Annotated in this window: 26 protein-coding genes; 14 read left to right on the top strand and 12 right to left on the bottom strand. The window is 69.1% G+C overall.

Features of this window, described 5'->3' with window-relative positions; all coding sequences use genetic code 11:
- Positions 1 to 89 precede the first annotated feature (89 nt).
- Positions 90 to 836, bottom strand: a complete 747-nt coding sequence (locus ASC98_RS16960; protein WP_082541630.1) for a 2OG-Fe dioxygenase family protein — start codon at positions 834 to 836, stop codon at positions 90 to 92.
- Between the two features lie 89 nt (positions 837 to 925).
- Between ASC98_RS16960 and ASC98_RS16955 the strand changes: the two genes are divergently transcribed.
- From ASC98_RS16955 to ASC98_RS16940, 4 genes are all read left to right on the top strand, one after another.
- Positions 926 to 1540: a hemolysin III family protein gene (locus ASC98_RS16955; protein WP_056811489.1), complete on the top strand. Its 615-nt coding sequence runs from the start codon at positions 926 to 928 to the stop codon at positions 1538 to 1540.
- Entirely contained in the window at positions 1537 to 2037 is a 501-nt protein-coding gene (locus ASC98_RS16950) for a cupin domain-containing protein (RefSeq protein WP_056811492.1), read from the top strand. The genes ASC98_RS16955 and ASC98_RS16950 overlap by 4 nt, the downstream gene beginning before the upstream one ends.
- Positions 2034 to 2291 (top strand): VF530 family DNA-binding protein, encoded by a 258-nt coding sequence (locus tag ASC98_RS16945; RefSeq protein WP_056811496.1) that lies wholly within the window; start codon positions 2034 to 2036, stop codon positions 2289 to 2291. The genes ASC98_RS16950 and ASC98_RS16945 overlap by 4 nt, the downstream gene beginning before the upstream one ends.
- A gap of 188 nt (positions 2292 to 2479) precedes the next feature.
- Positions 2480 to 3031, top strand: coding sequence for a porin family protein (locus ASC98_RS16940; RefSeq protein WP_056811499.1), 552 nt, complete (start codon positions 2480 to 2482; stop codon positions 3029 to 3031).
- A 95-nt stretch (positions 3032 to 3126) separates the two neighbouring features.
- Here the strand turns inward: ASC98_RS16940 and ASC98_RS16935 are convergent, their stop codons facing one another.
- Genes ASC98_RS16935 through ASC98_RS16920 form a run of 4 tightly spaced genes read right to left on the bottom strand, consistent with a single transcriptional unit; the run spans position 3127 to position 6296 of the window.
- Positions 3127 to 3357, bottom strand: a complete 231-nt coding sequence (locus ASC98_RS16935; RefSeq protein WP_056811501.1) for an RNA-binding S4 domain-containing protein — start codon at positions 3355 to 3357, stop codon at positions 3127 to 3129.
- Complete coding sequence (locus ASC98_RS16930; RefSeq protein WP_056812113.1) at positions 3354 to 4337, bottom strand: LLM class flavin-dependent oxidoreductase; 984 nt, start codon at positions 4335 to 4337, stop codon at positions 3354 to 3356. The genes ASC98_RS16935 and ASC98_RS16930 overlap by 4 nt, the downstream gene beginning before the upstream one ends.
- 5 nt (positions 4338 to 4342) lie before the next feature.
- Positions 4343 to 5194, bottom strand: coding sequence for an S-formylglutathione hydrolase (gene fghA, locus ASC98_RS16925; RefSeq protein WP_056820253.1), 852 nt, complete (start codon positions 5192 to 5194; stop codon positions 4343 to 4345).
- Positions 5187 to 6296: an S-(hydroxymethyl)glutathione dehydrogenase/class III alcohol dehydrogenase gene (locus tag ASC98_RS16920; protein ID WP_056811507.1), complete on the bottom strand. Its 1110-nt coding sequence runs from the start codon at positions 6294 to 6296 to the stop codon at positions 5187 to 5189. Before ASC98_RS16920 ends, fghA begins: the two co-directional genes overlap by 8 nt.
- A 291-nt stretch (positions 6297 to 6587) precedes the next feature.
- Here ASC98_RS16920 and ASC98_RS16915 point away from each other — a divergent pair, with 291 nt between their 5' ends.
- Positions 6588 to 6797 (top strand): cold-shock protein, encoded by a 210-nt coding sequence (locus tag ASC98_RS16915; protein WP_047511365.1) that lies wholly within the window; start codon positions 6588 to 6590, stop codon positions 6795 to 6797.
- A gap of 73 nt (positions 6798 to 6870) precedes the next feature.
- Here the strand turns inward: ASC98_RS16915 and ASC98_RS16910 are convergent, their stop codons facing one another.
- Positions 6871 to 7335, bottom strand: a complete 465-nt coding sequence (locus ASC98_RS16910; RefSeq protein WP_056811510.1) for a BON domain-containing protein — start codon at positions 7333 to 7335, stop codon at positions 6871 to 6873.
- Positions 7336 to 7361: 26 nt separating this feature from the next.
- The gene (locus tag ASC98_RS16905) at positions 7362 to 7961 is read right to left on the bottom strand and encodes a lipocalin family protein (protein ID WP_056811513.1); all 600 of its coding nucleotides are present in this window, start codon (positions 7959 to 7961) and stop codon (positions 7362 to 7364) included.
- 182 nt (positions 7962 to 8143) lie between these two features.
- Here ASC98_RS16905 and ASC98_RS16900 point away from each other — a divergent pair, with 182 nt between their 5' ends.
- Complete coding sequence (locus ASC98_RS16900) at positions 8144 to 9172, top strand: NADP-dependent oxidoreductase (protein WP_056811516.1); 1029 nt, start codon at positions 8144 to 8146, stop codon at positions 9170 to 9172.
- A gap of 89 nt (positions 9173 to 9261) precedes the next feature.
- Complete coding sequence (locus ASC98_RS16895) at positions 9262 to 12288, top strand: PAS domain-containing protein (RefSeq protein WP_056811519.1); 3027 nt, start codon at positions 9262 to 9264, stop codon at positions 12286 to 12288.
- Positions 12289 to 12693: 405 nt separating this feature from the next.
- On the opposite strand, the gene ASC98_RS16890 is transcribed toward ASC98_RS16895, so the two are convergent.
- Both ASC98_RS16890 and ASC98_RS16885 read right to left on the bottom strand, forming a co-directional pair.
- Positions 12694 to 14796, bottom strand: coding sequence for a M3 family metallopeptidase (locus tag ASC98_RS16890; RefSeq protein ID WP_056811521.1), 2103 nt, complete (start codon positions 14794 to 14796; stop codon positions 12694 to 12696).
- A gap of 81 nt (positions 14797 to 14877) precedes the next feature.
- Positions 14878 to 15375, bottom strand: a complete 498-nt coding sequence (locus ASC98_RS16885; protein WP_157597707.1) for a hypothetical protein — start codon at positions 15373 to 15375, stop codon at positions 14878 to 14880.
- A gap of 110 nt (positions 15376 to 15485) precedes the next feature.
- On the opposite strand from ASC98_RS16885, the gene ASC98_RS16880 reads away from it, so the two are divergent.
- Positions 15486 to 16589, top strand: a complete 1104-nt coding sequence (locus ASC98_RS16880) for an oxidoreductase (protein ID WP_056811526.1) — start codon at positions 15486 to 15488, stop codon at positions 16587 to 16589.
- Between the two features lie 28 nt (positions 16590 to 16617).
- Positions 16618 to 17442 (top strand): acyl-CoA thioesterase II, encoded by an 825-nt coding sequence (locus ASC98_RS16875; RefSeq protein WP_056811529.1) that lies wholly within the window; start codon positions 16618 to 16620, stop codon positions 17440 to 17442.
- A gap of 94 nt (positions 17443 to 17536) precedes the next feature.
- Here the strand turns inward: ASC98_RS16875 and ASC98_RS16870 are convergent, their stop codons facing one another.
- Both ASC98_RS16870 and ASC98_RS16865 read right to left on the bottom strand, forming a co-directional pair.
- Positions 17537 to 17929 (bottom strand): hypothetical protein, encoded by a 393-nt coding sequence (locus ASC98_RS16870; protein ID WP_082541689.1) that lies wholly within the window; start codon positions 17927 to 17929, stop codon positions 17537 to 17539.
- A gap of 71 nt (positions 17930 to 18000) precedes the next feature.
- Complete coding sequence (locus ASC98_RS16865; RefSeq protein ID WP_056811535.1) at positions 18001 to 18279, bottom strand: hypothetical protein; 279 nt, start codon at positions 18277 to 18279, stop codon at positions 18001 to 18003.
- Positions 18280 to 18457: 178 nt separating this feature from the next.
- Between ASC98_RS16865 and ASC98_RS16860 the strand changes: the two genes are divergently transcribed.
- From ASC98_RS16860 to ASC98_RS16840, 5 genes are all read left to right on the top strand, one after another.
- A complete protein-coding gene (locus ASC98_RS16860; RefSeq protein ID WP_056811538.1) occupies positions 18458 to 19609 on the top strand; it encodes a branched-chain amino acid ABC transporter substrate-binding protein in 1152 nt (383 codons plus the stop codon).
- Between the two features lie 88 nt (positions 19610 to 19697).
- Entirely contained in the window at positions 19698 to 20255 is a 558-nt protein-coding gene (locus ASC98_RS16855; RefSeq protein ID WP_056811541.1) for a YaeQ family protein, read from the top strand.
- 100 nt (positions 20256 to 20355) lie between these two features.
- The gene (locus ASC98_RS16850; protein ID WP_056811545.1) at positions 20356 to 20637 is read left to right on the top strand and encodes a GNAT family N-acetyltransferase; all 282 of its coding nucleotides are present in this window, start codon (positions 20356 to 20358) and stop codon (positions 20635 to 20637) included.
- A 98-nt stretch (positions 20638 to 20735) separates the two neighbouring features.
- The gene (locus ASC98_RS16845; RefSeq protein WP_056812116.1) at positions 20736 to 22823 is read left to right on the top strand and encodes a prolyl oligopeptidase family protein; all 2088 of its coding nucleotides are present in this window, start codon (positions 20736 to 20738) and stop codon (positions 22821 to 22823) included.
- Between the two features lie 10 nt (positions 22824 to 22833).
- Entirely contained in the window at positions 22834 to 23406 is a 573-nt protein-coding gene (locus tag ASC98_RS16840) for a DUF924 family protein (protein WP_056811547.1), read from the top strand.
- 13 nt (positions 23407 to 23419) lie between these two features.
- Here ASC98_RS16840 and ASC98_RS29545 read toward each other — a convergent pair whose 3' ends face one another.
- The gene (locus ASC98_RS29545; RefSeq protein WP_082541628.1) at positions 23420 to 23578 is read right to left on the bottom strand and encodes a DUF3309 family protein; all 159 of its coding nucleotides are present in this window, start codon (positions 23576 to 23578) and stop codon (positions 23420 to 23422) included.
- Positions 23579 to 23622: the final 44 nt, after the last annotated feature.

Raw genomic sequence — 23622 nt, 5'->3', positions numbered from 1 at the left:
CACAGCGGATTGCGACGAAGCGGCGGCCGGCGCGGCTGAACTGCGGGAGCTGGCGACAGTCCGTAGCCCGGAAGCCATGCCGGGTTGTTCTACGGGCCCTGGAACCCGCCCTGGCGGAAGGTCAGCACCAGCGTGTCTCGGTGCGCGCTGTGCTGCGCGTCGGCCGACAGCGGCTGGATCGGCGTGCTCTCGTGGATCACCCGTTCGTCGTCGAGCATCAGCGTGGTCCACGGCTCGCTCATCGTGAAGCGGATGCCGTTCGGTCCTTCGGCATCGAACACCCGCGTCTCGCCGCCCTTCAGCCCCCGACGGTTGATCAGCAGCACCGCGACGAAGTCGACGCCATCGCGGTGCGCGCCTTCCGGCGTCGGGCGGCCGATGCCGTCGGTGGTGTCGATGCGGAACTGGTGTGCCTCGATGAACCAGGGCCGCGCGCCCTTCAGCGCGCTGCAGGCCTCGGCCATGCGCAGCAGCAGGCGGCTCCAGACCGGCCGGGCGACGAGTTCGGCCTCCATCGGCTCGAACCAGCGCTCGATGCCGCCGTGCAGCGCGTTGTAGGCCACCGGCTGCCAGTGCGCGCGGTGCGGCGAGGTCGACAGCGTCGCGCCGTCGGCGACGAAGCACGAATGGCGGCGGCGCCGGTAGCGTCCGCCGTCGCGCAGGTAGCCGTCGGGCGGCAGCGCGTCCCAGCTGGCTTCCAGCGCCTGCAGCTCGGCGGCGTCGGCCGCGATCCATTCGCGCAGGCCGGCCGGGCTGATCACGCCATGGCCGTGCGCGCGCAGGTCGGACACGAGTTGCGAGGGTGCGACGTAAGGGGGCAGCATGCGTTCGGTCATGCCGCGATGATGCCAGCCCGCAAGGGGTCACGAGCTGCCGCTATGCTTGCGGCCTGCGCCTCCTCAAGCCTTTTCAGAAAGCGGATTTCATGTACCACGGCGAGCGATTCAACAGCCTCACGCACCTGGCCGGCCTGCTGCTGGCGATCGGTGGCGGCGTGGTGCTGATCGTGCAGGCGTCGCTGCACGGCGATGCATGGCAGATCGTCGGCTCGAGCATCTTCGCGGCGACGATGATCCTGCTGTATGGCGCGTCGACGCTGTACCACAGCGTGCGCGGCGCGGCCAAGCGCGTGCTGGTGAAGTTCGACCACTGCGCCATCTACCTGCTGATCGCCGGCACCTACACGCCGTTCGCGCTGGTCACGCTGCGCGGGCCCTGGGGCTGGTCGCTGTTCGGCGTGGTGTGGGGACTCGCGGTGGTGGGGATCGTGAAGGAACTGAGCCTGGGTCGCGAGCGCGTGCCTTCGGTGCCGCTGTATGTGGCGATGGGCTGGCTGGCGCTGATCGCCGCGGTGCCGCTGGTGCGCGAACTGCCGTGGGCGGCGCTCGCGTGGCTGGTGGCCGGCGGGTTGTTCTACACCGGCGGCATCGTGTTCTATGCGAACGACGAACGCTGGCGCCATGCACATGGCGTGTGGCACCTGTTCGTGCTGGCGGGCACGGCCTGCCACTTCGTCACCGTGATGCTGTACGTCGCATGAGCGCAGACCTTCACCCCCGCGCGGCCGAGCTGGTCGCGCTGCTGCAGCTGCAGCCGCATCCCGAAGGCGGGCACTACCGCGAGTTCTTCCGCGCGCCGTCGTCGGTCACGCCGACCGGCGGCCGCCCGTCGCGCAGCGCGCTGACGAGCATCGACTTCCTGCTCGGCCGCGGCCAGTTCAGTGCGTGGCACCGCGTCGCGTCCGACGAGGTCTGGCACCTGCTCGAAGGCGGCCCGCTGCGGCTGTGGTTGATGCCGCCGTCGCTCGACCGCATCGAGTCGGTGACGCTCGCACCGGTCAGCGTGACGACGCAGCCGCGCTTCACGGTACCGGCGCAGTGGTGGCAGGCCGCAGAGCCGCTCGGCGACTTCGCGTACGTGGGCGCGACAGTCGCTCCGGGCTTCGACTTTGCGGATTTCTCGTTCCTGCGCGAGCACGCCGAGGCGGTGTCCGCGCTGCGCTCGCTGCAGCCCGATCTCGGAAGGCTGGTCGGATGAATGCGCCCGCGCAACCCCGCAATCCGCTGCACGGCCTCACGCTCGAGGCCGTGCTGACCGAGCTGGTTTCGCACTATGGCTGGGCCGGCTTGGCCGAGCGCATCCAGCTGCGCTGTTTCAGCATCGAGCCGAGCATCGCGTCGAGCCTGAAGGTGCTGCGCAAGACGCCCTGGGCGCGCGAAAAGGTCGAGAGCCTCTACCTCTTCATGTTGCGTGAAAGAGACCGCGCGGCGCGCGCGAACAGGCCGCGCTGAGCTGGGCCTTCGAGCCCGCTGCGGCATCGAAGTTCCCTCTTTCTGCTGCACTGCAACACCATGTTGCAGCCCCTCGAAAAACTTCACGTTGAGAGGGTGTCGCGTTCACATGCGCGGCCGATCCTGCTTGCATGTCGGACAGACGATCCGGCAGTCCTTACTGAAGAGAAAGCAGGAGTGAAATCACCATGAACCAACTGAGCAGCAAACTCATCATCGCCTCGGCCGCCTCGCTGATGGCACTCGCAGCGCAAGCCCAATCGGTGCAGCCCGGCCCGTACATCGGCGGCAGCGTCGGCACGACGAAGTTCCACGGCGACAACGTCAGCGGCTTCGACACCGACACCACCGACACCGGCGGCAAGATCTACGGCGGCTACCAGTTCACGCCGAACTTCAGCCTGGAAGGCGGCTGGATCGGCCTGGGCAAGTACAGCAGCAGCGCCAGCGAACTGAAGCTGAACAACGGCATCTTCCTCGACGCCGTCGGCACCTTCCCGGTGGCGCGGGACTTCTCGCTGCTGGGCCGCGTGGGCGTCTACAACGGCAAGGCCGACCGCACCATCAACGGCGTGAACGACAGCGAGCGCGGCACCGACATCAAGTACGGTGCGGGCGTGCAGTACGACCTGTCGAAGAACACCGCGATCCGCGGCGAGTGGGAGCGGTACCGCGTGAAGGCGCTGGACATCAAGGACAACACCGACATGTTCTCGGTCGGCGTCAATTACCGCTTCTAAAGGAATGACAGCCCCTCGGTCGGCGGGTACGCCGACCGATCCCCCGTGGGGATGCGGGCCGGCTTGGGGCGGCCCGGCGCTCGGCCCGCTCCCGTTCAAACACCCGGGCTGGGTGCGACAACGCGGATGCGCGTGCCGGTCAGCCCGACCACCTGCCCCGCCCTGATCTTGCAGGTCTTGCGAAGCTCGGCCTGGCCATCGACCTGCACGTTGCCTTCGGCGACCAGCATCTTGGCGGCGCCACCGCTGTGGCACACGCCGGTGGCTTTCAGCAGCGCGTCGAGCGGAATGAAGTCACCGCGCAGTTCGAAATCGATCAGGTTCATGCGGCGAATTGTCGCGCGAGCAGCGCATACGAATGCCGCCGCACCGCGGGATCGTGCGCCCAGGTGTTGATCACCAGTTCTTCCAGGCCGAAATCGCTCGCCAGCGCGCGCAGCTTGTCGGTCACCTGAGAAGCCGTGCCGACGAAGGCCTTGCGCCGCATCGGCTCGATGGTCGCCATCTCGTCCGGCGTGAAGCCGCGCTCGGCGATCTGGTCCGGCGACTGCAACGGCCCGAGCAGCCCGCGGTTGCGGTCGACCCGCCACCGCTCTCGACTCAAGGCCAGGTGAAGCGCGGCTTCTTCGGTGTCCGCCGCCAGGGCCCAGACGCACACCGTGGCCTGCGGCTTCGGATGCCGCTCGCTCGGCTGATAGAGCCGGTGGTACAGGTCGAGCGCCTGCTCCGCGCCTTGACCGTCGGTGAAGAAGTACGCGAACGCATAAGGCAAGCCGAACTGCGCCGCCATCTGCGCGCCATAGTCGGAGCTGCCCAGGATCCACACCTCGGGCGCGTGCGCGCCGCGCGGATGCGCGACGATGCCGCGGTGCCGCAGCCCGCTGGTCCAGGCCTGCAGGTCGCGCACCTGCTCCGGAAAGTTCTCCGCACTGCCGTACGCATGCGGGTTCAGCGCCTGCGCCGTGCGCATGTCGCCGCCAGGCGCGCGGCCCACGCCCAGATCGATGCGACCCGGCGCCAGCGCTTCGAGCACGCGAAACTGCTCCGACACCTTCAGCGCCGCGTAGTGCGGCAGCATCACGCCGGCGCTGCCGATGCGGATGCGCGTGGTGCGCGCGGCGATCGCGGCCATCAGGATCTCGGGGGCACTGCCGACGATCGTCGGCAGGCTGTGGTGCTCGCTGACCCAGAAGCGTTCGTAGCCGAGGGCTTCGCAATGCTGCGCAAGCTCGAGGGTGTCGCGGATCGCGGCGTCTTCGCCGTGGCCGTTCAGGGCGACGGACTGGTCGAGTACCGAGAGTTTCATGGTCTTCATGACAGCGCGGCAGCGTGATGCGCGACGTGGTCTCCCACGAAGGTCGCGATGAAGTAGTAGCCGTGGTCGAAGCCCGCATGGCGTCGCAAGCTCAACGGCTGACCAGCCGCTGCACAAGCCGCTTCGAACAGATCGGGATGCAGTTGCGTCGCAAGGAATCTGTCCGCGAGCCCCTGGTCGATCAGCAGCGGCGACGTCCTCGCCCCCGCCTTCACGAGTTCGGTCGCATCGTGCGCACGCCACGCATCGCGTCCCTCGCCGAGGTAGCCTCGGAAGGCCTTCTCGCCCCACGGGCTCTGCATCGGCGCGGCGATCGGTGCGAAGGCCGACACGCTGCGGAAGAGATCCGGATGCTTCAGCCCCAGCGTCAACGCCCCATGCCCACCCATCGAATGCCCGAACAGCCCGAGGCGGCTCGTGTCCGCCGCGAAGTTCGCCTCGATCAGCGCCGGCAGCTCCTGCGTCAGCCAGGTCGCCATGCGCCAGTGCGCATGCCAAGGCGCTTCGGTGGCGTCGAGGTAGAAGCTCGCGGCCGTGCCGAAATCCCACGACGCATCCGCTTCGGCGATGCCGGTGCCGCGCGGGCTGGTGTCCGGCGTCACCAGCATCAGCCCGTGCTTCACGGCGTGCTGCTGCGCGCCGGCCTTCATCGCGAAGGTCTGCTCGTTGCATTCGAGGCCGGCGAGGTAGACCAGCACCGGCACGCGCCGGGACGCCGCCTGCGGCGGCCTGAACACGCCGAAGCGCATCGGCAGGCCGATCGCGTCGGACGCATGCTCGTGAAAACCTTGCACGCCGCCGAAGCAGGCGTGCTCCGACAAGGTCTTGATCTTCGAACCGTCAGTCATACACCACCACCGAACGGATCGATTCGCCGCGCTTCATCAGCTCGAAGCCGTGGTTGATGTCGTCCAGCGCCAGCTTGTGCGTGATCAGCTCGTCGATCCGGAGCTTGCCGTCCATGTACCAGTCGACGATCTTCGGCACGTCGGTGCGGCCGCGCGCGCCACCGAAGGCCGATCCCTTCCACTCGCGGCCGGTCACCAGCTGGAACGGGCGCGTCGAGATCTCCTGGCCGGCCGCCGCCACGCCGATGATGATGCTCTGGCCCCAGCCCTTGTGGCAGCACTCCAGCGCCTGCCGCATCGTCGTCGTGTTGCCGATGCATTCGAAGCTGTAGTCGGCACCGCCGTCCGTCAGCTGAACGATCGCATCGACCACGTTGTCGACCTCGCGCGGGTTGATGAAGTGCGTCATGCCGAAGCTGCGCGCCATCGCCTCGCGGGCCGGATTCAGGTCGATGCCGATGATCTTGTCGGCGCCCACCATCTTCGCGCCCTGGATCACGTTCAGCCCGATGCCGCCCAGGCCGAACACCACCACGTTCGCGCCCGCTTCCACCTTCGCGGTGAAGATCACCGCGCCGACGCCGGTCGTCACGCCGCAGCCGATGTAGCAGACCTTGTCGAACGGCGCATCGGGGCGGATCTTCGCCAGCGCGATCTCGGGCACCACGATGTGGTTGCTGAAGGTCGACGTGCCCATGTAGTGCAGGATCGGCCGGCCGTCGATCGAGAAGCGGCTCGTCGCGTCCGGCATCAGGCCCTTGCCCTGCGTGCCGCGGATCAGCTGGCACAGGTTGGTCTTGCGTGACAGGCAGAACTTGCACTGCCGGCACTCCGGCGTGTACAGCGGGATCACGTGGTCGTCGCGCTTCAGGCTCGTGACGCCCGGTCCCACCTCCAGCACCACCCCCGCGCCTTCATGGCCGAGGATCGCCGGGAACAGGCCTTCGGGGTCGGCACCCGACAGCGTGAATTCGTCGGTGTGGCAGATGCCGGTCGCCTTCACCTGCACCAGCACCTCGCCGGCGCGCGGCGGCGCCAGGTCGACCGTCTCGATGCTCAGGGGTTGACCGGCCTTCCAGGCCACGGCGGCTTTCGTCTTCATGATCGGTTCCTTGCAAGTGGCGCGCATTGTCCGGCGCGGTCGCGCGCGCGTCGGCGTGTCGTGTGGAAACACCGTCGCCAGGGACGATTCTCGGACCTGTGTGCTGAATGTCCCGACCCGTGGTGTATATTCGCCGCACAGGTATACGCAAGGCTGTGGTTGTGAGTGATCTTTTGCGACGCCGTGCTGGTTCCAGCCCGGTTCTGTTGAAATCCCCGAATAACTCTTGAGTGTCTCTGCATGCGTCGGCATGTGCTGCCGCATTACTACTGATAGAAATAGGAAACGTCCATGACGACGCAAACCGGTACCGTGAAGTGGTTCAACGAGAGCAAGGGCTACGGCTTCATCGCTCAAGACGCGGGCGGCGCTGACCTGTTCGCCCACTTCCGTGACATTCAAGGCAACGGCTTCAAGACGCTGCTGGAAAACCAGCGCGTTGAATTCGAAGTGAAGCAAGGCCAGAAGGGCCTGCAAGCCGCGAACATTCGCGTGCTGTGATGCAGCGCAGGGCGCAAGCCCTGCTGCCAAGACGAACGCGGCCTCCCGGCCGCGTTTTCTTTTGGGCCTGCCGTTACTGCCTGGCCTGCGCCGTCTCGATCGCCAGCTTGTTGTCGACGCCGCTGACGCCCTTCACCGCCATCGCGATGCGCTCGGCCCGCTGGCGCGCCTCCTCGCTCGGTGCCGAGCCGTACAGCGCCACCTTGCCATCGTGCGTGTCGACGTTCACCCTCAGCGCGCTGAGGTCCGGGTCCTTCGCGATGTCGGCCTTGATCGACGCGGTGATCGCCCCGTCGGCGATCGACTGGCCGATCTGCGACGTGCCGTCCTGGCTTGCATTCGACGCATCGCGCGCGGCGGACTTCACGTCGGCGATCGACTGCTTCGCGTTCTGCCTCACCTGGTCGGCCGTCTGCTCGGCCGTCGACACCGCCGAATCCAGCTTCTGACCGACGGTGCGGTGGTCGCCCGAATCGCAACCCGCGGTCAGCGCCACCATCGGAGCGGTCACGCACAGGGTCCACAAGAGCTTGCTCATCTCGGTTTCTCCTTCAGGTCAGGGCGTCAGATCAACGGAACGTTGCGCGCCACCTGCGGCGCCGCGGCGGGCTGCGGCGTCTGGACCAGGCGGTTCACCGGATAGCCGTCGGCGCGCAGCCGCGCGACGATGCCGTCGTAGATGCCGCTGTCGAGCTGCGGTGTGCGCGACAGGATCCACAGGTATTCGCGCGACGGCTCGCTGACCACCGCATAGCGGTAGTCGTCGTCGAGCATCACGACCCAGTAGTCCCCGCGCCCCACCGGCATCCAGCGCAGCCAGGTCGGCAGGAAGCTGACCTTCAGCTTCGCGCCGCTGTCGTCGCCCCTCACCGGCGTCGCGCGGCCCACCGCCACGGCCCACTTCGAATCGGCCTCGCGGCAGCGGTTGATCACCTTGATCGCGCCGCTGCCGGTCGGCTGGTAGGTCGCGGTGACGTTGCCTTCGCACTTCGCCTGGAAGCTGTTCGGCAGGCGCGCCAGTTCGTACCAGGTGCCCGCATAGCGCTGCGCGTCGACCGAGGCGACGCTGCGCACCGGCGGCGCATCGTCCGCCGCCAGGGCCAGCGCGACCGTCGCCACCGCCAGGCTGGCAACGGTCAGGATCGTGGTGAGGCTCAGGCGCATTGCAGTCTCCAGGCGGTCATGTCGGTTCCAGGTCTGTCGGATCGGCCGATCCGATCCATGGAAGACGACTGTAGGTTGGCGCCCTCCCCGGCCCTGTCGGTGCGCCGCCTGATCGGCTGTCGGACAAGGTCGACATCGGCGCTACCATCGAACGACAACACCACCCATCCGGAGACAACGCGATGCCGACCGACCTCGTGAACCAGCAGATCCGCCTCGCCGCCCGCCCCGTCGGCCTGCCCACCGCCGACAACTGGCAGTTCACGACCGAGCCGGTCGCCGAGCCCGAGGCCGGCGGCGTGCTCGTGAAGACGCAGGCGCTGTCGCTCGACCCGGCGATGCGCGGCTGGATGAACGAAGGCAAGAGCTACATCCCGCCGGTGGGCATCGGCGAGGTGATGCGCGCCGGCGGCATCGGCACCGTCGTCGCATCGAAGAACCCGGCCTTCGCGGTCGGCGACACCGTCAGCGCGACGCTAGGCGTGCAGCAGTATTGCCAGATCCCCGAGGCCGGCATCCGCCGCCACGGGCTGTTCAAGATCGACCCGCGCCTGGGCACGCCGATGCAGTGGCTCAACGTGCTCGGCATGCCCGGCATGACGGCGTACTTCGGGCTGATGGACGTCGGCCAGCCCAAGGCCGGCGAGACCATCGTCGTCTCGGGGGCGGCCGGCGCCGTCGGCCAGACGGTCGGCCAACTCGCCAAGGTGAAGGGCCTGCGCGCGGTCGGCATCGCCGGCGGGCCCGCCAAGTGCGAGTGGGTCGTCAAGGAGCTGGGCTTCGACGCCTGCATCGACTACAAGGCCGGCCCGGTGAAGGACGGCCTGAAGCAGCACTGCCCGCAGGGCGTCGACATCTACTTCGACAACGTCGGCGGCGAGATCCTCGACACCGTGCTGACCCGCATCAACCGCCACGCCCGCATCGTGATCTGCGGTGCGATCAGCCAGTACAACAACACGACACCGGTCAAGGGCCCCGCCAACTACCTGTCGCTGCTGGTCAACCGCGCCCGCATGGAGGGCATGGTGGTGTTCGACTATGCCGACCGCTACCCGGTCGCGATCGCCGAGCTGGGCGGGCTGCTGCAGGCCGGGCGCATCCAGAGCCGCGAGGACGTGGTGACCGGGCTCGACAACTTCCCGCAGGCGCTGCTGAAGCTGTTCAGCGGCGAGAACTTCGGCAAGCTGGTGCTGCAAGTCGCGGCCTGACAGGCGTCCCTGCGGGCAACTGCGCTGGACGCCTGCCGCATTCGGCACAACACTTGCCGTCCATGGCTGTCCCTGATGTGTCCCCTGCAATGCCTGTCTCCGGCGACCTTCCGAGCGCGGCCGCGCAGGCCCTGCTCGCGGCCAGCCCGGACGCGCTGCTGCATCTCGACACCGCCGGCCGCATCGGGTGGAGCAACGGCCGCCTCGAGGCGCTCTGCGGCCTGCCGGCCGGTGCACTGGCCGGGCGCGACGTCCGCGAGCTGCTCGGCCTGCCGCCGCAGGCCGCGCTGACGGCCGAGGCGCACTGCTGGACCTCGCCGTCGGGCGCGTCGCGCTGGCTGCGCCTGCAGGCACCGGACCCGGCGCTGCTGGTGGTGCAGGACATCACCGACGTGCGCGCGCTCGGCGACGAAGCGCGCCGGTTGGCCGAGCTGCTCGACATGGCGCAGGAGTTCGGCCGCCTCGGGGTCTGGGAGCGCGACATCCCGTCCGGCGAGGGCCGCTGGGACCGCCACATGTTCCGCTTCTTCGGCCTGGACCCTGCCGACGGCACGCCGAATTTCGCGCTCACCTCGCAGCGCATCCATCCCGACGACCGCGTCGACCCGCGGATGTTCGAATCGATGAACCAGCCCGGCCAGTACAGCCGGCGCTACCGCATCGTGGCGCCCGACGGCCGGATCCGGCGCGTGCATTCGCAGTGGGAAGTCAAGCCCGAGGCCGGCGGCACGCCGACCCGCGCGATCGGCATCCTGGTCGACGACACCGAGGCCTACGAGCTCGCGGAGTCGTTCAACGACACCAGCGCGCAGCTGAAGATCGCGGTCGACCTGGGCAACATCGCGATCTGGCGCCACGACCTGAAGCGCGACCGCATGTACTACAACGAGCGCTCGTACCAGGTGCTCGACATCACGCCGCGGCCCGAAGGCATGTCGCTCGACGAGGTGCGCGCGCTGATCCACCCGGACGACCTGCCGCAGGTGCTGGCCACCGCGCAGGCCGCGCTGCGCTCCGACCGGCCGGTCGACATGGAGGCCCGCTACCGCCGGCCGGACGGCAGCTTCCGCTACGTGCTGACGCGCCGCGTCGTGCGCCGCGATGCCGACGGCACGCCGATCGAGTTCGTCGGCGTCGCGCTCGACGTGACGGAGCAGGTCGAGCACACCCGGCGCATCACCGAGATGGCCCAGCGGCTGGAGATCGCCGCCACGGCGGCCGGCCTGGGCATCTGGAGCCGCGACCCGGTGACGCGCCGCGCCGAATGGAACGACGAGATGTACCGCATCATCGGCCGCCCGAAGGAACGCGGCGTGCCGTCGGGCGCCGAGTGGCTGGGCGAGGTGGTGCATCCGGACGACCGCGCCGCCATGGCGCGGGTGCGCGACGGGATCCGCGCGACGCCCGAGGTGTCGATGGAGCACGAGTACCGCATCTGCCGCCCCGATGGCGAGGTGCGTTGGCTGGTGGACCGGGTGCGGCGCGAGTCGCGCGACGGCCGGCCGATGCTGTTCGGCATCACGATCGACGTGACCGAGCGGGTGAAGACCGAGGCGGCGCTGCGCAGCGCGAACGAGCGCATCGGCCTGGCGGTGCGCAGCGTCGGCATCGGCACCTGGGAATGGCTGCCACGCACCGACACCTCGGTGTGGGACGACGCGATGTTCCGCCTGCGCGGCCTCGAGCCGTCGGATCGCGTGCCGAACGAAGCCGAGCGCGCGGCGCTGGTGCTGCCCGAAGACCGCGAGCGGGTCGCCGCCGCGCTCGCCGAATCGGTTCGCACCGCCAGCAGCGCGGCCTACGAATTCCGTGTCGTGTGGCCCGATGGCTCGGTGCACTGGCTCGCGTCGCGTTCGACCGCGGTGCACGATGCGAGCGGCGAGGTGCACCGTCACATGGGGGTCAACTGGGACATCACCGATGCGCGCAGCGCCGAGAGTGCGCGCCAGGAGCGCGCGGTCGCGCAGCGCGAGAGCTCGGCCAAGTCGGAGTTCCTCGCGCGCATGAGCCACGAGCTGCGCACGCCGTTGAACGCGGTGCTCGGTTTCGCGCAGCTGCTGCAGTTCGATGCGCGCGCGCTGACGGACGACCACAACCACAAGGTCGAGCACATCGCCGCCGCCGGCCGGCACCTGCTGTCGCTGATCAACGACGTGCTGGACCTGTCGAGCCTGGAGAGCGGCAACCTGCGGCTGGACGTGCGGCCGCTGGCGCTGCACGAGGTGGTCTACGAGACCTTGCCGCTGGTCGAGGCGCTGGCGCGCGAGCATGGCGTGACGCTGCATGCCGACCGGCTGCAGGCGACGGTGTTCGCCGACCGCATCCGGCTGCGCCAGGTGCTGATCAACCTGCTGACCAACGGCATCAAGTACAACCGGCGCCATGGCCGCGTGACGCTGTCGTGCACGGTCGACGCGACGCACGTGACGCTGCGCGTCGAAGACACCGGGCGCGGGCTGCGGGCCGACCAATTGCCCCATCTGTTCGAGCCGTTCAACCGGCTCGGTCTCGAGAACGAAGGCATCGACGGCACCGGCATCGGGCTGGCCGTCGTCAAGGCGCTCGTCGAGCGCATGGAAGGAAGCGTCATGGCCAGCAGCCAACCGGGCACCGGTTCGCAGTTCGAGGTCCGGTTGCCGCGGGCCGATGCGGCGGCGGCGCAGGCGCCTGCCGGCGCACCGCAGCCGGCGACGATGCCGGCGCGGGCACCAGCCCCTGAGCCGTCGCCGGACGGGCGGCGCGGGCAACTGCTCTACATCGAGGACAACCCGGTCAACGTGCTGCTGGTCGAGGAGCTGGTGCGCGGCCAGGCCGGCCTGGCGATCGAATCGGTGCCGAGCGGCGAGGCCGGTGTCGCACGGGCCGCCGAGCTGCAGCCCGACCTGGTGCTGATCGACATGCAGTTGCCCGATTTCGACGGCTTCGAGGTGCTGCGGCGGCTGCGCGCGCAACCGCAGACAGCGGGCATCCGTTGCGTCGCGCTGTCGGCCAATGCGATGCCCGAAGACATCGCGCGGGCTCGCGCCGCCGGGTTCGACGACTACTGGACGAAGCCGATCGATTTCGCAGAGTTCCTGGGGGGGCTGGACCGGCTGTTTCCCTCTTCGTCTGCGTGAGTTGCCTTTTTCTGTGCGCGTAGGCGGTTCGGCCGGGCGAAGGCGTTGGGGGGCTCATGCTGGGGCGGTCGGCCTGGCGGCCGACTCCACGAAGAAGCTCGGCTTCGGGGATGCGCCGGCAAACTCCCTCCACTCACTTCGTTCGTTGTGGTCAAACAGTGCCGGCGAGTCAGTCCACGAAGCGCGCTGACGCGCACCATCCCCAAAGCCGAGCTTCTTCGTCGCCCCAGAAATCGCCCCCCAACGCCTTCGCCCGGCCGCCCCACCCACGAACCGCGTGTGTTCGTAGCCCGGGTGCCAACCCGGGGATCCACACTCACTCGTTCGCTTGTCATCCCCAAAAGGAGCACGGCGGTGCCCAAAGGCGCGCCAAGGCCTCCCCCCGCGCGCCTTTGCCGCTCAAGCTCAAGACGACGCCAGCAACCCCCGCTCCCGCAACATCGGCTCCACCGACGCATCGCGCCCCCGGAACGCCCGGTAGGTCTCCCCCGGCTCCCGGCTGTTGCCGACCGCGTAGACGTGCTCGTGCAGCCGCTTCGCCACCGCCGCGTCGAAGGGGCTGCCGGCTTCGGTGAAGGCGTCGTAGCCGTCGGCGTCGAGCACCTCGGCCCACAGGTAGACGTAGTACCCGGCCGCATAGCTCGCGCTGGAGAACAGGTGCTGGAAATGCGGCAGCCGGTGGTTCAGCCCGACGCCGTGCGGCAACCCGATGCGCTCCAGCTCGGCGGCCTCGAACGCGACGATGTCGATGTCCTGCGGGTCGGGCACCGCATGCACCGCCATGTCGACCAGCGCCGACGCGGTGTAGCGCACCGTCTCGTAGCCCTGGTTGAACTTGCGCGCCGCCTGCAAGCGCTCGATCAGCGCATCGGGAATCGGCTCGCCGGTCTCGACGTGGCGCGCATGGCGCTTCAGCACCTCCGGCTCGGCCAGCCAGTGCTCGAAGATCTGCGACGGCAGCTCGACGAAATCGCGCAGCACGTTGGTGCCCGACAGCCGCTCGTAGGTCACGCTCGACAGCAGCCCGTGCAGGCCGTGGCCGAACTCGTGGAACAGCGTGGCCGCATCGTCGAAGCTCAGCAGCGTCGGCGCGCCCGGCGAACCCTTCGCGAAGTTGTTGTTGTTGACGACGATCGGCAGCACGCCGCCTCCACCGCTCACATTGCGCGTCTGCTGCCGGTACGAGCCCATCCACGCGCCGCTGCGCTTGCTCGGCCGCGCGAAGTTGTCGTGCAGGAAGATGCCGACCAGCGCGCCATCGCTGCCGCTGACCTCGTAGACCTTCACATCGGGGTGGTACGCGCGGATGTCGTCGCGCACCGCGAAGCGCAGGCCGAACAGGCGCTGCGCGCAGTCGAACGCCGCCTCGACCATGCGGTCGAGCGGGAAGTAGGGCTTGACCGTCGCCTCGTCGAGGTCGTAGCGCGCCTGGCGCACTTTCTCGGCGTAGTAGCGCCAGTCCCAGGCCTCGATCTCCTGCGACTCTCCCGACGCAGGCCGCTGCGATTGCGGCAGCGTCAGCAGCAGCGCCTTCAGCGCCTCGCGCTCCTCGGCCACGCGCGCCTTCGCCGGCACCCACACCTGCTGCAGCAGCCGGTTCACCGCGGCTTGCGAGCCGGCCATCGTGTCGCCGAGCGCGTAGTCGGCATAGCTCGAATGGCCGTGCAGCCGGGCCTGCTCGGCCCGCAGCTGCAGGATCTCGCGCGCCACCGGCCGGTTGTCGTGCACGCCGTCGTGCTCGCCGCGCGATACCCACGCGCGCCAGGCCTGCTCGCGAAGGTCGCGGCGTTCGGAGAAGGTCAGGAAGGGCACGATGTGCGAGCGCGACAGCGTGATCACCGCGGCATCGATGCCGCGGTCGGCACCGGCCTGGCGGGCGGCGGCGCGCACGAACTCCGGCAGGCCGGCCAGGTCGCGCTCGCCGCGCAGTTCGAGGCGGAATGCCGATTCGTCGGCCAGCACGTTCTGGCTGAACTGCGTCGTCAGTTCGGCCAGTCGCTCCATCACGTCGCCATACCGCTGGCGGGCCGCGCCCTGCAGCTTCGCGCCGGCACGCACGAACTCGAGGTGCACCCGCTCCAGCAGCCGCCGCTGCTCGGCGCTGAGACCGAGCGACTCGCGCTGCGCATGCAGCGCGTCGATGCGCTGGAACAGCGCCGCATGCATGTAGATCGCATTGCCGTGCGCGGCCATGCGCGGCGCCAGTTGCCGCTCCACCGCCTGCAGCGCCGGCGAGGTCTCGCTGGCGGTCAGGTTGTGGAACAGTCCGTCCAGCCGCGCGAGCAGCCGGCCGCTGCGGTCGAAGGCGGCCAGCGTGTTGTCGAAGCTCGGGGCGGCGGCCTGCGCGCCGATCTCGTCGATCTCGGCCCGCTGGTCGGCCAGCGCCACCTCGAAGGCATCGGCGAAGTGCTCGGGGCGGACGGTGTCGAACGGCGGGAGCCCGTGCGGGGCCTCCCAGGACTGCAGCAGCGGATTGCTGGCGGGACGACTGCTCGTGGCAACGGTCATGACGGCTTCTCTCGGTCAGGGAAGAAGCCGTCGATTCTAGGAGGCCGTGCCGGCGCTGCTGGCCGGCGCTGTCTGCCGACCTTACTTGCCCGCCTTGATCTGCAATTCCTCATCCTCGAAATAGCGGTGGCCGTCGCAGTTCGTCGCGTACGAGGCCCGGTCGGCCTGCAGCGCCTCGACCTTGGTGTTGTACGCAGCGCTGCGGGCTCGGTAGGCCTCGACGGCCTTGTCGCGCTCGGCCAGGCGCTCGTTGAAGGCCTGCACCGCCGCGGCGTCGGCGGTGTCGATCTTCTCGCGATCGGCCTTCAGCGTGTCGCCGGCGGCCGCCAGGTCGTCGCCGTCCTTCTTCAGCGCGCCCTGCAGGGGCAGCGTCTCGGCCAGCTGCGCCTTCATGCGGTCGTTCTGCGCCATGCAGGCGCGCAGCTGTTCCTTGGTCAGGAAGGGGGCACCGGCCTTGGCCTTGCCGAGCGTCGATTCCTTCTTCGGCTTGTCGGCCGCGAGGGCGGGCATCGTGGCCAGGCCGGCGATGCAGGCAGCGAGCACCCAGGGGGCGGCAGCGAGGCGGGGAGCGAAACTCATGTCCGGGGCATCCTTCAGAAAGTGCGGCGCGCATCATGCCATTGCCGCGCGCCCGCCTCCGTTACAGTGCCCCGCCACCCTCCTCGGACATTCTCCTGGACACCGCCCCCATGCCCCTCTCTCCCACCGCGGCCGTGCGTGTCGGCCTGGTCGGCTACGGCTACGCCGGCCAGACCTTCCATGCGCCGCTGATCGCAAGCGTCCCCGGGCTGCGGCTGGCCGGCTTCGCGAGCAGCGACGCGGCCAAGGTCGCACGCGACTGGCCGGGGCTGCCGGTCGAGGCCGATCCCCTGCGGCTGTGCGGGCGCGACGACATCGACCTGGTCGTCATCGCGAGCCCGAACGACAGCCACCACCCGCTCGCACTCGCGGCGCTGCAGGCCGGCAAGCACGTCGTCGTCGACAAGCCGTTCACCGTGACGCTGGCCCAGGCGCAGCAGCTGGAGGCCGTGGCGCGCGAGCGCCGGCGCGTGCTGTCGGTGTTCCACAACCGGCGCTGGGACGGCGATTTCCTGACGCTGCGCGCCCTGCTGGCGGGCGGCGAACTGGGGCGCGTCGTCGAGCTCGAATCGCGCTTCGACCGCTTCCGCCCGCTGGTGCGGCAGCGCTGGCGCGAGCAGTCGCCGGTCGGCGGCGGCCTGTGGTTCGACCTCGGCCCGCACCTGCTCGACCAGGCGCTGCAACTGTTCGGCTGGCCGCAATCGTTGCGCGTCGACCTGTCGCGGCAGCGCGACGGGGCCATCAACGACGATGCCTTCGACGCCCGCCTCGCCTACCCGGGCGGGCTCGGCGTGACGCTGCGCGCCAGTGCGCTGACCGCGCTGCCCGGCCCGCGCTTCGCGGTGCACGGCACGCGCGGCAGCTTCGTCAAATGGGGCCTCGATGCGCAGGAAGACGCGCTGAAGGCCGGACATCGCCCGATGCCGGGTGCCGACTGGGGCATCGACACGCAGGCCGCGACGCTGAGCGCGCTCGGGCCCGACGGCGAGACGCTGCAGTCGCGCCCGGTCGCGCTGCGGCACGGCGACTACCCGGCCTACTACGCCGGCGTGCGAGATGCAATCGTCGCCGGCGCACCGAACCCGGTGCCGGCCGCGCAGGCCATCGACGTGATGGCGCTGATCGAGCTCGGCCGCCGCAGCGATGCCGAGCGGCGCGAACTGCCGGCTGTCGCCTGCGCGGCAGACGGCACCGCGACCGCCTCCAATCATTGACCCCCGACCCCGACCTTCGAGAACCACCATGGCCGACTTCATTCCCCTGTCCCAGCTGCTTGCGGCGCGCACGCGCGACGGCGATGCGGTGCACTTCGAGGTCAGCGAAGACTGGCTGCAGGGCCGCACCTCGTTCGGCGGCCTGATCTCGACGCTGGCCGTGCAGGCGATGCGCGATGTGGCCGGCGCCGGCTGGCCGGCCGGCGTGCAACTGCGCGCACTGCAGACCAGCTTCATCGGCCCGGTCGCGCAGGGCCCGATGCAGGTGGCCGTGCGGGTGCTGCGCGAAGGCAAGAACGTGCGGCAGGTCCAAGCCCACGTGCTGCAAGGCGGCGAGACCGCAGCCTTGCTGCTCGGCGTGTTCGGCAGCGAACGCGAGACCACGCTGCCGGGCCTCGCGCCGGCGATGCCGTCGATCCAGCGCGGGCCCGACGAGACGCCGGCGCTGCCGTTCATCCCCGGCGTCGCACCGAATTTCATGCAGCACCTGGACATGCGCTGGTCCGACGGCGGGCTGCCGTTCAGCGGCACCGAGAGCTGGCACAGCCGCATCCACCTGCGCCCGAAGGGCGAGCCGCAGCCGCTGCCGCTGGAGCTGCTGACGGTGCTGCTGGCCGATGCCCCGCCGACGCCGGCGCTCACCCGCGTCAAGCGCCCGACGCCGGCCAGTTCGGTGTCGTGGGAACTGGAGCTGCGGCCGGTCGCGCACGAGCTGCCGGCGGAGGGCTGGTGGCGAATCGACACCGACGCGATCGCCGCGGCCGGCGGCTACGTGAACCAGGTGTCCAAGCTGTGGTCGCCGGGCGGCGACCTGGCAGCGCTCGGCTACCAAGTGGTCACGGTCTACGCCTGAAGCACGCCCATCAAGCCACTCCCGGAGGAACCGGCTTTGCCGGGCCTCTCGGGAGGCGCCCCCTCGGGGGGCAGGAGCGAAGCGACGTGGGGGCTCAAGGACTGACGGTGTGCCAGACGCCGTTGAAGCCGTCGCCGGTCTTGTCGCCCGGCTTCGCGTCCTTGGCCCAGAAGTACAGCGGCTTGCCCTTGAAGGCCCACTGCTTCTTGCCGTCGTCGCGGGTCACGACCGTCCAGTCGCCGCTGGTCTTCGCAGCATCGTCGGCCATCAGCGGCGGCCAGTTGGTCGCGCAGGGGCCTTTGCAGACGCTCTTGCCGGCACCCGCCGTGTCGCGGTCGAAGGTGTAGAGCGTCATGCCGTTGGCGGCGCCGACCAGCATGCCGTCGGTGCTCTTCGCCGGCGCCGGGGCGCCCATCATCGATGACATCGACGAGCAGGCAGCGAGCACGAGCGCGCCGAGCAGCGGAACGAGGGTCTGGGTCTTCATCAGGGTCTCCATGGGTGTGAGGGATCCCCTGTGTACGCCCGCCGGGCCGTCCCTATTGCAAGGCGGGCGATCTATTTTTTCTTCAGCGCCTTGCCGAGCAGCTCGACCAGCAGCCCGGTCATCCCGCCCTCGTGCGCAGCGGCTCGATCGTTCAGCTGCTGCGCCAGTTCCGACGGCAGCTTGCAGGCGAACGGCACCAGCCCGGCGGCGGCGTCGCGGCGGCGCTGCTCGCGCTTGTCGAGCGGCGCCGCCGCCTCCTGGCCGAAGCGTCCGGGCACCCCGCCCGCCTTCATCTGGTTGTTGATCTTCAAGGCCAGGTTCTTGGCCAGGTCGAACTTCTTCTGTGTCATTTCGGGAATTTGAATGGGCGGCGATGTGCGAATTGTCACCCCTGCCGCGTTTGGCAGTGAGTGCCTGCCTTGCGTTGGGCATTGATGCAGATACATTTCTACTGAGACAACTTGTCACTGCTTCGTCTACGTCATCGCACCGTTCGATGACGTTCGCTCAAACTCTGGAGAACCCCGCATGCGCATTTTCCGTCCCGCCCGGCTGTCATCGGTCGTGGCTGCCGCCTCCCTCGCCCTGCTGGCGGCTTGCGGACCCAGCATCCCGCCCACCATCAAGATCGGTGTGGCGCAGCCCTTGTCCGGCCCGTCGGCCGCGCGGGGCCAGGACCTGCTGAACGGCGTCAAGATGGCTGCCGACGAATTGAATGCGTCGGGCTTCAAGGTGGCCGGCAAGGTCGTGAAGATCGAGGTCGTCGCCGTCGACGACAAGGCCGACAAGGAAACGGCGAAGAAGGTTGCGCAGGAGCTGGTCGACCAGAAGGTCACCGCGGTGATCGGCCACCTGAGCTCGGACATCTCCGAAGTGACGATCCCGATCTACAAGGGCGCCAACATCCCGCAGCTGTACACCTCGTCGGCCGTCGAGCTGGCCAAGCTGGGCGACGGCAACACCTTCCGCCTGGTCGCCAACGACGGCCTGCAGGCGCGCGCCATCGGCGGCTACATCGCCGAAAGCCTGAACGCGAACAACGTCGCGGTCATCTTCGAAGACACCGCGTTCGGCCGTCCGATGAGCAAGGACGTCGGCGAGGCGCTCGGCAAGCTGAAGAAGAAGGTCACGCTGAACGAATCGGTCAACAACAAGACCACCGACTTCGCCGCCTTCGTCGCCAAGCTGAAGGCCACGCCGCCCGACGTGCTGGTGGCCGTGCTGCGCGACAACCAGCTGCTGCCGCTGTTCGAACAGATGAAGGCCGCCGGCCTGTCGGGCGTGCCGGTGCTGTCGACCAACTCGTCGAAGACCGAGAAGCTGGCGAAGGCGCCGAACGACGTGACCACGCTGTACGTCACCTCCAGCGCGCTGGAGCCGCGCGAGTTCGCCGCCGGCCCGACCTTCCTGAAGAAGTTCCAGACCGTCTTCAAGGCCGATCCGGTGTGGGGCGCCCACTACGCCTATGACGCGATGTACGTGATCGCCGATGCGATGCGCCGTTCGGACAGCGTCGATCCGATCAAGCTGCGCGAGAAGCTGCACTCGATCGACCCGGTGTCGCCGGTGACGAGCTCGATGCGCTTCACCGCCGATGGCGAGCAGGCCTATGGCGCGATCACGGTGTACCGCCGCCGCGACGGCCAGTGGGAACCGCTGATGCGCTCGGACCGCTGGTAAGCCGTTCGACGCTTCCCTGCGAATCTTCCTGCTGAAAGGGGTCTGGTCTAATCCAGGCCCCTTTCGCTTTTCCGGACTCCCTCCCGCCATGGCATTGAAAGCCACCATCTACAAGGCCACGCTGCAGCTGGCCGACATGGACCGCAATGTCTATGGCGACCACGGCGTGACGATCGCGCGCCATCCGTCGGAGACCGACGAACGGATGATGATGCGGCTGCTCGCGTTCGCGCTGAACGTGCCGGCCGACAACGACAACGGCGCGCTCGAGTTCGCCAAGAGCCTGTGGGACACCGACGAGCCCGACCTGTGGCAGAAGGACCTGACCGGCCAGATCATGCAGTGGATCGAGGTCGGCCAGCCCGACGACAAGCGCCTGATGAAGGCCAGCCCGCGCGCCGAGCGCGTGGTGGTCTACAGCTTCAGCCACAGCACGCCGATCTGGTGGGGCGGCATCGCGACCAAGATCACCCGGGCGCGCAACCTCGCGGTCTGGCAGGTGCCCGCCGACCAGAGCCAGGCGCTGGCCGCGCTCGCGCAACGCACGATGCAGCTGCAGGTGACGGTGCAGGACGGCACGGTCTGGGTCGGCGACGGCACGCGCAGCATCGAGGTCACGCCGCAGCGGCTCACGCCGGAACCCTGACAAACCCGGGCCCCCGCAATCCGTTGAAAAAAACCGGGCTGGTGCTGGCAGACTCCGGCTGATCTTTCAGCCGCAGACAACCGTCGTTGGAGAACAGGCCATGAGCAATCCCGTGCTCGTCACCCACAACCCGGCGCAGCAGCGCTTCGAAGCCACCGTCGAGGGCCAGCTGTGCGTGGCCGACTACCGGCTGGCCGGCAGCGTCATGCAGATGACGCACACCGAGGTGCCGCCCGCGCTGCAGGGCCGCGGCATCGCGGCCGAGCTGGTCGAGGCCGCCTTCGACCACGCGATGACCGAGAACCTGAAGATCGAGCCGCTGTGCTCCTACGTGCGCGTCTACATGGAGCGCCATCCCGAGACCGCCTTCCTGAGGGCCTGAGCTTGAAGCCTGACGTTTCCGCCACGCGCCGCCGCCTGCTCGCAGGCACGATCGGCGCCGCCGCCACCCCGTTGCTGACCCTGACCGCGCCGTCTGCCATGTCGCAAACCCCTGCTTCTTCCGCTGCCGCTTCCGCCGCTTCTGCAGCCGCCCCTGCCGACCCGTTCGCCTGGCTCGAAGACGTGCAGGGCGAACGCGCCCTCGCGTGGGTGCGCGAGCGCAATGCCGCGTCGCAGAAAGAGCTGACCGCGCGGCCCGAGTTCGCGCCGACGCGCAGCCAGCTGCTCGAGGTGCTGAACGCGAAGGACCGCATCCCGGCCGTCTCGCGCCGCGGCGACTGGCTCTACAACCTGTGGCAGGACGAGCACCACAAGCGCGGCCTGTGGCGGCGCACCACGCTGGCCGAGTACCGCAAGGCCGAGCCGGCCTGGGAAACGGTGATCGACCTCGATGCGCTGGGCGCCACCGAGAAGGAAAACTGGGTCTGGGGCGGCGCCGCGGTGCTCGGGCCCGACTATCGCCGCTGCCTGGTCTCGCTGTCGCGCGGCGGCGCCGATGCGAAGGTGGTGCGCGAGTTCGACGCCGTCACGAAGCAGTTCGTGAAGGACGGCTTCACGCTGCCCGAAGCCAAGTCCGACGTCGACTGGCTCGATGACGACACGATCTACGTCGGCACCGATTTCGGCCCCGGCTCGCTGACCGATTCGGGCTACCCGCGCGTCATCAAGCGCTGGAAGCGCGGCACGCCGCTGGCCGACGCGGTCACGGTGTTCGAAGGCGAAACCAGGGACGTCGCGGTGTCGGTCAGCGTCGACCGCACGCCGGGCTTCGAGCGCATCGTGTTCGCCCGCGCGATCGACTTCTACAACAGCCACCAGTTCCTGCTGAACGGCGACAAGCTGGTCAGGATCGACGTGCCGGACGACGCGTCGGTGAGCTTCCTGCGCGACACCATCCTGCTGCACCTGCGCAGCGACTTCCAGGCCGGTACCGACAAGTTCCCCAGCGGCTCGCTGCTGTACGGCGATGCCGCGGCGTACCTGCGCGGCGAGCGCAAGCTGCGCGCGCTGTTCACGCCGACGCCGACACGCTCGCTGGCGGGCTACACCACCACGCGAGACCACGTGCTGCTGAACGTGCTCGACAACGTCGCCGGCAAGCTGGAGCAGTGGAAAAAGGGCGCCGACGGCTTCACGCGGCGCGAGATCGCCGCACCCTTCCCCGGCGCGCTGGGCATCAGCAGCATGCACGACCCGCTGCTGAAGAACGACCCGCTGGCCGAGCGCTACCTGCTGACCTACACCGATTTCCTGACGCCCGATTCGCTGTACCTCGCGAGCACCGCGAACGACCAGCGCGAACTGCTGAAGGCGCGCAACGGCCTGTTCGATGCGAAGGGCATGCGCGCCGAGCAGCGCTTCGCGACCTCGAAAGACGGCACGCGCGTGCCCTACTTCGTCGTGTGGCCGCAGGGTGCCAAGGCCGACGGCAGCAACCCGACGCTGCTGTATGGCTACGGCGGCTTCGAGATCTCGCTGAAGCCGTGGTACTCGGGCACCTTCGGCCGCGCGTGGTACCAGCGCGGCGGCGTGCTGGTGGTGGCCAACATCCGCGGCGGCGGCGAATTCGGCCCGGCCTGGCACCAGAGCGCCGTCAAGGCGAACAAGCAGCACAGCTACGACGACTTCATCGCGGTCGCCGAAGACCTCGTCGCGCAGAAGATCACCGCGCCGCGCCACCTCGGCATCATGGGCGGCAGCAACGGCGGCCTGCTGGTGGGGGCCACCTTCACGCAGCGCCCGGAGCTGTTCAACGCGGTGGTCTGCCAGGTGCCGCTGCTCGACATGCGGCGCTTCCACACGCTGCTGGCGGGTGCCTCGTGGATGGCCGAATACGGCAACCCGGACGACCCGGCCGAATGGGCCTTCATCTCGAAGTACAGCCCCTACCAGAACGTGCGCAAGGGCGTGAAGTACCCGAAGGTGCTGTTCACCACGTCGACGCGCGACGACCGGGTGCACCCGGCCCATGCGCGCAAGATGGCGGCGCTGATGCTGTCGCAGGGGCACGAGCTGCTGTACTACGAGAACATCGAGGGCGGCCACGGCGGCGCGGCCGACAACGAGCAGCGCGCGCACCTGCAGGCGCTGGAGTACAGCTACCTGTGGCAGCAGCTGGGTCGTTGAGGGCGGCTCGATGATCGACCCGCGCGCGACCGAGGTGCTGGACTGGTGGTTCGGCCCCGAGCCGGGCGAGGTCCGCACGCTCTGGTTCACGAAGAGCGCGCAGACCGACCAGGAGATCGCCGAGCGTTTCGGGCTGCTGATCGACGAGGCGCTGGCCGGCGGACTGCCCGGCTGGCAGGCGTCGGCGCAGGCCGCGCTCGCGCGCATCCTGCTGCTCGACCAGTTCACCCGCAACGTGTTCCGCGACCGCGAACGCTCGTTCGCCGGTGATGCGCTGGCGCTCGCTGCGGCCCGCGCGCTGTGCGCCGCCGGGCTCGATGCGAGCCTGCCGCCGCTGCGCCGCGCCTTCGTCTACATGCCGTTCGAGCATGCCGAAGACCTGGCCTGCCAGGACGAGGCGGTGACACGCTTCACGCGCCTCGCGCAGGAAGCGCCGGCGCTGCAGGGCATGCTGGACTATGCGCACAAGCACCGCGAGGTCATCGCGCGCTTCGGGCGCTTTCCGCACCGCAACCAGATCCTCGGGCGCGCTTCCTCTCCCGAGGAAGCGCTCTTCCTGCAGCAGCCTGGGTCGCGCTTCTAGCTTCCAGCCAGCGCTAGATCCTTCCCATCAGCAGCAGCACGATCAGGATGATCACCACCAGCCCGAGCCCGCCGCTCGGGCCATAGCCCCAGCTGCGGCTGTGCGGCCAGGTCGGCAACGCGCCGATCAGGATCAGGATCAGGACGATCAAGAGAATGGTGCCGAGCGTCATGTGGTGCTCCTTCTTCTGGTGAGTGATTCAAGGCCTCCACGGTA

It is taken from the genome of Rhizobacter sp. Root1238 (assembly GCF_001425825.1).
GTDB lineage: Bacteria > Pseudomonadota > Gammaproteobacteria > Burkholderiales > Burkholderiaceae_C > Rhizobacter.
Note: the sequence above shows the minus strand (reverse complement) of the source record. Positions and strands in the feature narration are given on the sequence as shown.

Coding starts and splice junctions, on each gene's coding strand:
- ASC98_RS16960 (WP_082541630.1), bottom strand. CDS start 836: ATGACCGAACGCATGCTGCCCCCTTACGTCGCACCCTCGCAACTCGTG.
- ASC98_RS16955 (WP_056811489.1), top strand. CDS start 926: ATGTACCACGGCGAGCGATTCAACAGCCTCACGCACCTGGCCGGCCTG.
- ASC98_RS16950 (WP_056811492.1), top strand. CDS start 1,537: ATGAGCGCAGACCTTCACCCCCGCGCGGCCGAGCTGGTCGCGCTGCTG.
- ASC98_RS16945 (WP_056811496.1), top strand. CDS start 2,034: ATGAATGCGCCCGCGCAACCCCGCAATCCGCTGCACGGCCTCACGCTC.
- ASC98_RS16940 (WP_056811499.1), top strand. CDS start 2,480: ATGAACCAACTGAGCAGCAAACTCATCATCGCCTCGGCCGCCTCGCTG.
- ASC98_RS16935 (WP_056811501.1), bottom strand. CDS start 3,357: ATGAACCTGATCGATTTCGAACTGCGCGGTGACTTCATTCCGCTCGAC.
- ASC98_RS16930 (WP_056812113.1), bottom strand. CDS start 4,337: ATGAAACTCTCGGTACTCGACCAGTCCGTCGCCCTGAACGGCCACGGC.
- fghA (WP_056820253.1), bottom strand. CDS start 5,194: ATGACTGACGGTTCGAAGATCAAGACCTTGTCGGAGCACGCCTGCTTC.
- ASC98_RS16920 (WP_056811507.1), bottom strand. CDS start 6,296: ATGAAGACGAAAGCCGCCGTGGCCTGGAAGGCCGGTCAACCCCTGAGC.
- ASC98_RS16915 (WP_047511365.1), top strand. CDS start 6,588: ATGACGACGCAAACCGGTACCGTGAAGTGGTTCAACGAGAGCAAGGGC.
- ASC98_RS16910 (WP_056811510.1), bottom strand. CDS start 7,335: ATGAGCAAGCTCTTGTGGACCCTGTGCGTGACCGCTCCGATGGTGGCG.
- ASC98_RS16905 (WP_056811513.1), bottom strand. CDS start 7,961: ATGCGCCTGAGCCTCACCACGATCCTGACCGTTGCCAGCCTGGCGGTG.
- ASC98_RS16900 (WP_056811516.1), top strand. CDS start 8,144: ATGCCGACCGACCTCGTGAACCAGCAGATCCGCCTCGCCGCCCGCCCC.
- ASC98_RS16895 (WP_056811519.1), top strand. CDS start 9,262: ATGCCTGTCTCCGGCGACCTTCCGAGCGCGGCCGCGCAGGCCCTGCTC.
- ASC98_RS16890 (WP_056811521.1), bottom strand. CDS start 14,796: ATGACCGTTGCCACGAGCAGTCGTCCCGCCAGCAATCCGCTGCTGCAG.
- ASC98_RS16885 (WP_157597707.1), bottom strand. CDS start 15,375: ATGAGTTTCGCTCCCCGCCTCGCTGCCGCCCCCTGGGTGCTCGCTGCC.
- ASC98_RS16880 (WP_056811526.1), top strand. CDS start 15,486: ATGCCCCTCTCTCCCACCGCGGCCGTGCGTGTCGGCCTGGTCGGCTAC.
- ASC98_RS16875 (WP_056811529.1), top strand. CDS start 16,618: ATGGCCGACTTCATTCCCCTGTCCCAGCTGCTTGCGGCGCGCACGCGC.
- ASC98_RS16870 (WP_082541689.1), bottom strand. CDS start 17,929: ATGAAGACCCAGACCCTCGTTCCGCTGCTCGGCGCGCTCGTGCTCGCT.
- ASC98_RS16865 (WP_056811535.1), bottom strand. CDS start 18,279: ATGACACAGAAGAAGTTCGACCTGGCCAAGAACCTGGCCTTGAAGATC.
- ASC98_RS16860 (WP_056811538.1), top strand. CDS start 18,458: ATGCGCATTTTCCGTCCCGCCCGGCTGTCATCGGTCGTGGCTGCCGCC.
- ASC98_RS16855 (WP_056811541.1), top strand. CDS start 19,698: ATGGCATTGAAAGCCACCATCTACAAGGCCACGCTGCAGCTGGCCGAC.
- ASC98_RS16850 (WP_056811545.1), top strand. CDS start 20,356: ATGAGCAATCCCGTGCTCGTCACCCACAACCCGGCGCAGCAGCGCTTC.
- ASC98_RS16845 (WP_056812116.1), top strand. CDS start 20,736: ATGTCGCAAACCCCTGCTTCTTCCGCTGCCGCTTCCGCCGCTTCTGCA.
- ASC98_RS16840 (WP_056811547.1), top strand. CDS start 22,834: ATGATCGACCCGCGCGCGACCGAGGTGCTGGACTGGTGGTTCGGCCCC.
- ASC98_RS29545 (WP_082541628.1), bottom strand. CDS start 23,578: ATGACGCTCGGCACCATTCTCTTGATCGTCCTGATCCTGATCCTGATC.